Here is a 9724-nt window from a genome sequence, read left to right as displayed (position 1 = left end):
CCCGTGCGGGTGAACAAGGGCGCGGCTTTGCCGTCGTCGCGGATGAAGTCCGTGCTTTAGCCGGAAAAACTCAGCAATCTACCGGAGACATTGTCACTATTATTCAAAATCTCCAAACCTGTGCGGTTAAAGCTCGTGAAGCCACCGCACAAAGCAGTGAATTGATGGGCCAATGTGTTGAACAAAGTAATCAGACTCAGCAAGCCATTGAGAAAATCAGTACTCAAAGTGCACAAATTGCCGATATGACCATTCAGATTGCCAGTGCCTGTGGTGAACAAGATTCGGTCAGTGAGGAGTTAAGCCGTAACATTGAACGTATTAATGAATCGGCGAAACAAGTCGCAGAAGGCTCTGGTAGTGCAGCACAAGCCTGTGTTGAACTCAGTCAACTAGCGGCTCAGTTGCAAAATACGGTAAATCGCTTCCAAGTGTAAATACGGGGAGTTTTGGAACAAAAATGGCGGGATGATCCCGCCATTTTTTATTTGTGACTAAGGGGCGAGATCGACTTCAACCGGTAAGTAATGCTTAGGTTCTAAGTGTAACCATTCAGGCAAAACCGTCCCAATCGAAATTGAAGACCATGTCCCTGAAATAATGCCGAGAAACATCGCTGTCGCAAACCCTTGTAATGGCGCCCCCCCCATAAGCCATAGTGCCGCTACCGTAATCAGTGTTGTTCCCGACGTAACAAGAGTACGAGAAAAGGTCGCAATCACCGCTTGGTCAGTAATCATTGCCGTTGGGGTTTTCTGTTTAGCCACCAAGAGCTCACGAATGCGGTCTGCAATAATAATGGAATCATTGAGTGAATACCCTAATATCGCCAATATTGCTGCAAACACCGTTAGGTTAAATTCCATTTGTGTGATCGCAAAAAAACCAAGCACTAACACAACATCATGCACCAATGCGACCAGTGCTCCGCTGGCTAACCGCCATTCAAAACGAAATGAAAGATAACCCAAAATCGATAGACAACAAATCAGTAGTGCCAAACCACCTTGATCGACTAAATCATCCCCGACTTGTGAGCCCACCATACTGTTGCTGATCACTTGTACTGAAGAGGAAACCGTCTTTAATAAGGCTTGTACGTCAGGAGCGGTCTGTGACTCCTCAACCAGTGGATAACGAATCACCCAGCGACCTTCTTCTCCCGATTGGGTGAGCATGGTGGATTCGCCCAAAACCGGTTTAATCACCGCGAGCAGTTGATCGTGAGTCAATGATTTCTCTACGCTGACTTCGGTAACCATCCCCCCTGTAAAATCGAGGCCAAGATTCAAGCCTTTGACAAGAAAAGCGCCCAATGCCAGCACTGTCAGTGCAATAGAAACAAAACTGGTGATATATCGAATCCGACGAATGTGTGTTTTTAAATAGTTCACCATCATTACACCCTCACATCTCGGCGACGATCTCGTCCCCAAACCAAATTAATTAATGCCCGTGATGCAAAAACCCCAGTAAACATACTGGTCAACAATCCTAAACCCAGTGTCAATGCAAACCCTTGAATCGGCCCATTGCCAATCGAATACAGAACAACTGCAGTAATCATCGTCGTAATATTGGCATCCAAAATGGTGCTAAATGCACTACTAAAACCACTGTCTATCGCTTGGGCAAAATTTCGTCCCTCAGCCAATTTGTCTCGGATCCGTTCAAAAATCAGTACGTTAGTATCAACGGCCATCCCCACAGTAAGCACTAACCCTGCAATGCCGGGTAAGGTTAATACCGCTCCCGGTAACAGAGCGATCAGCCCCAGCAAGCACACCATGTTGGTGACCAAAGCCACGTTAGCAACCCAACCAAGGCGACGATACCATAACGCCATAAAGGTCAATGTCATGGCCATACCTAAAGCTAGTGCAGCAAACCCATTTTCAATGTTTTCTGCCCCTAATGAGGCACCAATGGTTCTTTCTTCAACAATCGTAACCGGAGCCGTCAATGATCCCGCCCTCAATAGCAGAGCAAGTTGCTGAGCTTCTTGATTAGAACCCGCCCCAGTGATGCGAAACTGACTCCCTAACTGAGATTGAATCGTCGCTACGCTGATCACTCGCTCACTGCGTTCCGTTTCTCCGTGGGCGTTCGTCTTATATTCTCGATACACGGTTGCCATCGGTTTGCCGATGTGTTTTGCAGAAAAGTCACTCATCACTTTTCCACCCGCGTGATCCAATGAAATATTGACTTCTGAAAAGCCCATCTTGTCCATGCCTGCCCGAGCATTAATAATATGGTCACCGGTTAATACGGGACGTTTATTTAAAATAACAGCCCGGCCCGAATTATCCTTTAAGATCACATCGTCTCGGGTGGCATTACTTTTCACTTCATAGAAAGCGAGGCTCGCTGTGGCGCCAATTACGTTTTTAGCTTGAGAAGGATCTTGTACACCGGGCAGTTCGATACGGATACTGTGTTCTCCTTGGCGCTGAACCAAAGCTTCGGTGATCCCGAGTTCTTCAATCCGATCCCGCATGATTTTTAAGTTTTGCTGCAAAGTGGCAGATTGAAACTCAAGCTTATTTTGTTTACTCGGTTGAACCGCGATTTGATCTGAGCTTTGCTTAACATCCCAACCTGCATAATTTTCTTTTATATATTGGTGGATCTGACGAAGCGAAGCGCTCGAATTAACCAATACGGTAAACCCATCATTACCGAGATGCTGAATACTGGCTCCTCGAATCGATTCACTACGAAGCATATCGCGCAGTTCATCCGTCAGCGCATCACGCTGCTCCTGGAAAGCCTTATCGACATCAACATTCAGGAGAAACTGCACCCCACCACGAAGGTCTAACCCCAATTTGATCGGATTAAGCCCTAACCGAGTCAACCAGTCTGGTGCCACAGAAACGTATGAAAAAGTAATGTTTTCGCCCTCGGTTACCATAGGGTCCAACACTTGACGCGCTTGAGCTTGCTCCGTTTCATTCCTGAAAACAAACGTTAGCGTATTATCTTTTTGGCGGATCTCCTGCGCCTCAATGGCTTGCTCTTGGAGCAAATGGTTAATGCTGACAATATTATTCAGTTGTTGGTTCGCCGGAGAATATTGAATTTGAATCGATGGCTGTTCGCCATACCAGGTTGGGATTGCACTTAACAGTAAAATACCAACCGAAATCACAAGAATGAGGTACTTCCACATCGGATAATGATTCATTAAACGAGCGGATGCTTTACTACTTTTTTTCTGCATAACTCTCTCCTCGGGCTTATCGCCGAGTTAAAACACTTAAGGAGTGACAATGTCACTGATAGAGAAAATTAAGCCGTAAAAAATTGACTATTAAGCGCCACATACATGGCATTCGTCTCTTTCCAACCAGAAAGACGATGAGCGGAGTGGAAATGTAGATACGGTAGCTCTGCCCATAATGCCACCGTCATCATTAATGATGATGCGTTGAGACAAGGTATGATAGCTAGCCCAGAGCGGTAAGCATCGGCATCATCCTCATCTTGCCAATGCATTTCACTCATAAGCCAGCGTGGAGAATACAGAATACCCTGCTGCTGCCCGATTCGAGGAGCTTCGGTGGTTGGGGATGAGTCCACCTCTAGTGAGGTGTTTCCTATTTCAGAATCAAGAGGTAACCGCTGAGAGAAAACAACCGCTTGTTGCCACTCTTGGCTGAGTATTTGTTGGTTAGTCTCTGAATAAGAGGCAGCCGTTTGACCCTGCATAGGTAGCAGAGCAGCAAACAACATGAACCAAAATAAACGCGCCCAACGACTCAACATAAGACAACCATAAGAAATAGGATGGCCCAGTGTAGGTCTGAGCAGAAAAGTACTCAAGTAAAATTTCGTGAGAACGGTGGGCCTACTGATAGAACACATGCCCATTTTGTACATTCAAATAAATTTTATTGGTCTGGTTATACCCTCCGCAGTAAATAAAATAGACGTCACTATCTTGATATCGGACGGATCGCATCCACCCCCCCAATTCTTTAAAATCGCGCGGAGCACAAGTGCCATCGGTCAGTAATTGATCTGTCTTTTCAATAAAAATCTCCTCGAATAACGGTAAATCATCGGAATCCGAGATATAGCTTAATACCGTTTTATATCGTTCTTCAGGAGTAATGATAGGCGCTTGTTCTGCAAGGCCTTGTAATGGGATCCATTCCGCGACTTCAGGGCCCCCTTCTTGATAAACAAAGTAAGGCGAAAGACGCCCCCACTCTGGCGTCTTTTCATAGAGATAAACTTTCTCACCTCGGTACAATAAACGGTGAACAAAAGCATCCATTTCAGGCCGCTCACGCACACCAACGGTTGCCGCCTCAACATAATAATTCATCACTTCAGGCTTGGTGACTCTACTCGTTTCTTCAGCCTGAGGGATCGCCCCCTCTTCAATGGCGCTAGCTGATTTCTTCTGCAACGCATCTTTATCTTTCTGCGCTTGTTCTTGATGGGGTTTGTAATAGAACAGATAGTAACCCGCACCAGCCCCCGCCAGACCCAACAACAGAATAAAGATCATCAGTAGTTTTTTCATTACGGTGCTATCCATATCTAAATAAAAGAGAACTTACAATGATGATATTCTATCAACGACATAAGATTACCTTTGTAGCGGCTTGAAAACAGTGAACTTTAAATTTTATTTACCATGAATGACGGATCACCCGATATCAGAAACCGGTGAGGATGGCTCTTATTGATTTATCCACTAACACCTAGTCAGCCCTTGCATTTACATTGTAAATTCCCATTCACTCCTCAGCTAATTTTTCTCTCCTCGACACTGCTTATATAGCGTGCAATTCTTTCTGTCATTTTGCTTCAATTTGGTGCAAATCGTCATCTTCACCTCCTTCATGACGATATGTTCAAATTGGCTTTTCTTGTAACCAGTTAATATCAAACAGGATAAAACAAACTGTACTTAGATTCTGACAACTTGGCGTGAAACTTGTACTTCATGATGAGTAACCACGACATTGCACAAAAAGAGGGAGAAGCCAGATGCAAGAGACACTAGCCATCGTACTAGCCGGAGGAATCGGCTCACGATTATCGCCACTCACTGATGGTCGAGCAAAACCCGCCGTTCCTTTTGGTGGTAAATATCGCATCATTGATTTTACTCTGACCAATTGTCTGCATTCTGGATTACGTCGAATTTTAGTGCTAACCCAATACAAATCTCATTCACTTCACAAACACCTTCGGGATGGCTGGTCTATCTTCAATCCAGAACTGGGCGAATACATTACCGCTATTCCACCACAAATGCGCAAAGGTGGAAAATGGTATGAAGGCACCGCCGATGCGCTTTATCACAACATGTGGTTACTTTCTCGTAGTGATGCGAAATACGTTGTGGTTCTCTCTGGTGACCACATCTACCGAATGGATTATGCGGCAATGCTTGAAGAGCATATTGAGAATAACGCAATTCTCACAATCGCTTGCATGGAAGTAAGCCAACAAGAGGCACAAGCTTTTGGTGTCCTTTCGACTGACGCTCACCACTGTATCCACCATTTTGTAGAAAAACCGGAAGAACCCGCGACACTTCCTCACTCCCCCAATCGCAGTTTAGCTTCTATGGGTGTCTATATTTTTAATATGGAAACCCTGCAGCAAGCTCTGATTGAGGACGCCGATTTAGATTCTTCTAGTCATGACTTTGGCAAGGATATTATTCCAAAACTCATTCCAACGGGTCAGGTTTTTGCCTATCCCTTTGGTAGCGAAAAAGGCCGCGTTGCCAAAGACTGCTACTGGCGCGACGTTGGCACCTTAGATTCCTTTTATGAAGCCAATATGGATTTGCTCGACCCCATACCACCGATGAACCTTTATCAACAAGATTGGGCAATTCGTACTTATGAACCGCAATTGCCTCCAGCCAGAACGGTGTCTTCTGCGACAGGCAATGAAGGGATTTTTATTAACTCCATCATCGCTAATGGCGTGATTAATTCTGGTGGTTCCGTGCAGCGTTCCATCATTTCCTCTGGTGTGCACATTGATGATGGTGCGACAGTAATGGATAGTATTTTGCTTGACGGTGTTGAAGTAGGTTCTGGGTGCCAGTTAGCACGCTGCATTGTTGATAAACATGTAAAAATTCCGCCAAATACTCATATCGGTATACACCATAATGAAGATAAACAGCGCTTTACCGTATCAGAGAAAGGAATTGTGGTCGTACCTGAAAATTATCAGTTTCAACGCCGGTAATATTACAAAAAAAGGCCGTGCTTAAGCGCGGCCTTTGACTCATTACCCATTTATGGGCAAGTCACTTCCTTCCAGAACCAATTGCTCTGGGTTGGGGACTCCCACACTCCAGGGCTATTTTGAGCAATGAAACATTGATTGTTATAGATCACCGTCGTGCCATTAGCGACTTGACTCACTCCCGGCTGCCATTGAACGACCGTGCCTGGCTGAGTTTCGCCACCATCACCTGGGTTACCTCCCCCGGTTCCGGATGAAAGATCGGCAAGAGGCAGATCCGGCTGCTCTGATTTAAAGGCATACTCCACTCCATTAATACGCACGGTATAGTTTGCTGGTCCGGAAATCGGTAAATAATAAACCATATCCAGCTCATAACTCTCTCCCGCAGGTAAGGCTTTCCATGCAGGTAATGAGAAAGCAACGCGATGCATGGTGCCATCAAGCCCACCAATATTATCAGCACGAGTATGGCCAGATGCGATCACTGATAGTCCGCCGCCTGATTGGTCTTTCGCATTGTCAGGCGCTGAAACAGGAATATCGAACTGGAACTCAGTACCTCCCGGCAGATCAACTCCTGTCTGGTTAGTAAAGGTTAATGTCGGATTAATGGGGTAGTTCTGATCCCCCACTTTAAAGCCATCAATCGCTACACGAATGTCAACCGTTTCTAACGGTATGGCTTTAGTCGCTAACCGATTACCGTAAGGGGTAGCCGTCTTAAATTTATCGAACATGGCTTTGGTCATGGTATTCCCCATATGATATTCACCATTACCGCTGGCACACGCTTGCTCTGACAGATCGACTTGGGCCCGTTGACCATGCTCATCAAGAATGTAGCAGTTGTAGTCACCCGCTAGCTCCCAGAACATAATACCGCCAATCTCTTTGTCGATTACATAATCGGCTTTAATATCAATTGACTGTTTATCTTCTGTAGAGAGGAATACTCGTTTATCTGCATTCCATAGCCAAGGCGCAATAGCTACGCTATCAAAATGACGCTGATATTGACCAACCCATGGTGCATTGTCAGGATTAAGCCCATAAGCGGCAAGGTAGGATCCCCAAATGCCTTTTTCAAGGTTTTTCGCATGCCACATGGGGTTAGAACCGGCCCCCATTTCATTGCCATTCGCGTCTAAGTCATGCCACATGTTATCTAAGCCAGTAGCACCATATCCGCAATTATTTTTCTCACCTTCCCCGGTTCCAGCTGGGCATTCGCTTTGATTTGGCAATGCCGCCCGTCCCCAAAGCCCATTTTCACCGCCTGTCACTCCTTGCCAGCCTCGAGTATAATAAGGCACACCAATATTAATACGCCCCGCAGGCATTGAGCCACGGAAGTAGTGGAAAGCCCAATCAGTATTGAGGTAACCCATTCCGCCATATTGAGAGGTCGTATAAACCCCCCATTGTGCTAGTTCTGAATCTTTGCCTGTATCATAAAGTGCGGCGTTATGGCCAACATGATCATTCCAAGCGCCATGCAAGTCATAGCTCATGATATTGACATAATCGAGATATTTAGTGACTTCCATCGTTTCCATACCACGCAATAGATAGGCAGAGGAAGGCGCAGCAATGGTGAGCATATAGTGAACCCCATCTTGTTCACTCGCAACATCTAACCGTTCACGTAATACTCGCATAAGTTCATGGTAAGAACGCATCAAATAAGGACGACGAGACTCAGCGAAGGCTTTATCGTCTGGGTTACCCGCTCCGGACATGGATGTGGGATATTCATAGTCAATGTCGAGTCCATCAAAGCGATACTGACGCATCATTTCAATGGCAGAATCAACGAAAGTGGAAATGGCTTGATGGTTAATCGAGCCATCGGCATTGGTTGTCATGGTATAGAAACCACCATCCGCCACACGTTCTCCATGTTCGTCAAAATGGCCGCCCGTTTCAGCCCAACCACCAATAGAGATCAGCGTCTTAACGCCATAACGCTCCTTATAAGTCGCCAATGCGCCAAAATGCCCTTTAAACCCTAATGAAGGATCAACCTCTACCCCATCCCATTCTTTACCTACCGCTGGGTTTTCTGGGTCAGTCACATTACCAATGTTGACTTTGCCATCAGAACCAATACTCACAAAAGCGTAGTTAATGTGGGTGAGATGCTGCCAAGGGATGTCTTTGACTAAATACGAGGTTTGGGGATCATCACTCGATCGCCAACTGGTGAAATAACCAATCACACGTCTGGGTTGACCACCCGCCATCATTTCTCGTCCATCATCATCGTAAATCGTACAATAAGGAACGTTGACGCCTTCGGTTTGATATAGTCCATCCGGCCGACAGGTACTGGCGATAGGGGCACGGTTAACCGTCAACGTTACCGTGGCTGAAGTAGAAACTGCCCCTTTATCATCCGTCGCTTTCGCAAATACCGCCAAAGCCCCTGCACGCTCGGTGGTATAATCATACGTATAAGGCGCTTCCGTTAAGCTTGCAACAAGACTTCCTCCGACAAAAAATTCCACTTTTTCAACTTGTCCATCCGCATCATCAGCAGTGGCCGAAAGTGTGACCCTTTCACCCTGTTCAACCGTACTGGTAGACAAAGCAACGTCAACCGTTGGCGCTTGATTTCCCGGTAGTGATGACTCTTCTACATTAATTGTCACACTGCTGATTTCACTGGCGAGATCTTTATCATCATAAGCGATGGCGCTGATCGTATGTGAACCAGCAACAGCCAGCCATGTGGCATGATAAGGCACTTGGGTCACCTGCGCCATAACGATGCCATCGATTAGAAAATCAACCCGTGAAATCTCGCCGTCACTGTCGCTAGCCTCCGCCGCCAGAGTGACTTCTTGGTCAGCCACAATGGACATCGTAGAGGAAGGCGAAGTCAACGAAATGGTGGGAGCAAGATTGCTCACTTCTCCTGTTGCACAAGTATCAAGAACCCGCCACTGGGCATAATCGCCAGAAAATTGGTCTGGGTTATTATTTTGTGTCCAATAATTGGCTTGATAGGCGATACCTTGATATTGAACCTGATCACCACCGTGATACACCGCCCCTGATTGCCAAGGGTTTAGTGCATCGCAATCCATGGCGGCATAGCTGTTAAACGCCATTAAACACGATGCGGTGAGCGTACTAAGAGTAAATAAACTCTTAGGTACGGTTACTTGCTTTAAGCGCATGATATTTTCCTTAAGTTGTTGTTTCCACGTTATTAAAGCCATCAGTCCTTACTCTGACAGCCTTAAAAATTGTGTAAAACTACTGTAGAACAGCCCAGTAATTTGGCACTCAGTAAAGTGTAAAACTTAAGAATCACTCGCAAACTACCCCTGCCACCTAACAAGGATCACAGGGTTATTTTGCAGCAAGCACTAACTTATTGATGATAAAATCAGCAAAAAAATTGCCCGTAATCAAAACGGGCAATAAATATAAGCATATAAAAAATGCCTATAAGGGGAGAACGATTATCAGATAAGGAGAAGGT

The 9724-nt window shown here is 45.7% G+C and carries 7 protein-coding genes; 2 read left to right on the top strand and 5 right to left on the bottom strand.

The genetic code is table 11. The features are described 5' to 3' along the window. Positions 1-437, top strand: a 437-nt coding sequence (locus B5D54_RS14670; protein ID WP_254847075.1) for a methyl-accepting chemotaxis protein, incomplete at its 5' end; no start/stop codon positions are given. A gap of 57 nt (positions 438-494) precedes the next feature. Here the strand turns inward: B5D54_RS14670 and secF are convergent. The 4 genes from secF to B5D54_RS14650 form a co-directional block, all read right to left on the bottom strand. Next, the gene (secF, locus tag B5D54_RS14665; RefSeq protein WP_078927314.1) at positions 495-1397 is read right to left on the bottom strand and encodes a protein translocase subunit SecF; all 903 of its coding nucleotides are present in this window, start codon (positions 1395-1397) and stop codon (positions 495-497) included. A 2-nt stretch (positions 1398-1399) separates the two neighbouring features. Then, the gene (gene secD / locus B5D54_RS14660) at positions 1400-3226 is read right to left on the bottom strand and encodes a protein translocase subunit SecD (protein ID WP_078927311.1); all 1827 of its coding nucleotides are present in this window, start codon (positions 3224-3226) and stop codon (positions 1400-1402) included. A 68-nt stretch (positions 3227-3294) separates the two neighbouring features. Next, entirely contained in the window at positions 3295-3771 is a 477-nt protein-coding gene (locus tag B5D54_RS14655; RefSeq protein WP_078927310.1) for a hypothetical protein, read from the bottom strand. Between the two features lie 82 nt (positions 3772-3853). Further along, positions 3854-4537 (bottom strand): hypothetical protein, encoded by a 684-nt coding sequence (locus B5D54_RS14650; protein WP_078927309.1) that lies wholly within the window; start codon positions 4535-4537, stop codon positions 3854-3856. Positions 4538-5007: 470 nt separating this feature from the next. Between B5D54_RS14650 and glgC the strand changes: the two genes are divergently transcribed. Then, a complete protein-coding gene (glgC, locus tag B5D54_RS14645) occupies positions 5008-6231 on the top strand; it encodes a glucose-1-phosphate adenylyltransferase (protein WP_078927308.1) in 1224 nt (407 codons plus the stop codon). Between the two features lie 50 nt (positions 6232-6281). Here glgC and B5D54_RS14640 read toward each other — a convergent pair whose 3' ends face one another. Beyond that, a complete protein-coding gene (locus B5D54_RS14640; RefSeq protein WP_078927307.1) occupies positions 6282-9416 on the bottom strand; it encodes a chitinase C-terminal domain-containing protein in 3135 nt (1044 codons plus the stop codon). Positions 9417-9724: the final 308 nt, after the last annotated feature.

The organism is Vibrio cincinnatiensis DSM 19608 (assembly GCF_900167345.1).
GTDB lineage: Bacteria > Pseudomonadota > Gammaproteobacteria > Enterobacterales > Vibrionaceae > Vibrio > Vibrio cincinnatiensis.
The sequence above is the reverse complement of the archived record's forward strand: the minus strand, read 5'-3'. Positions and strand labels throughout refer to the sequence as shown.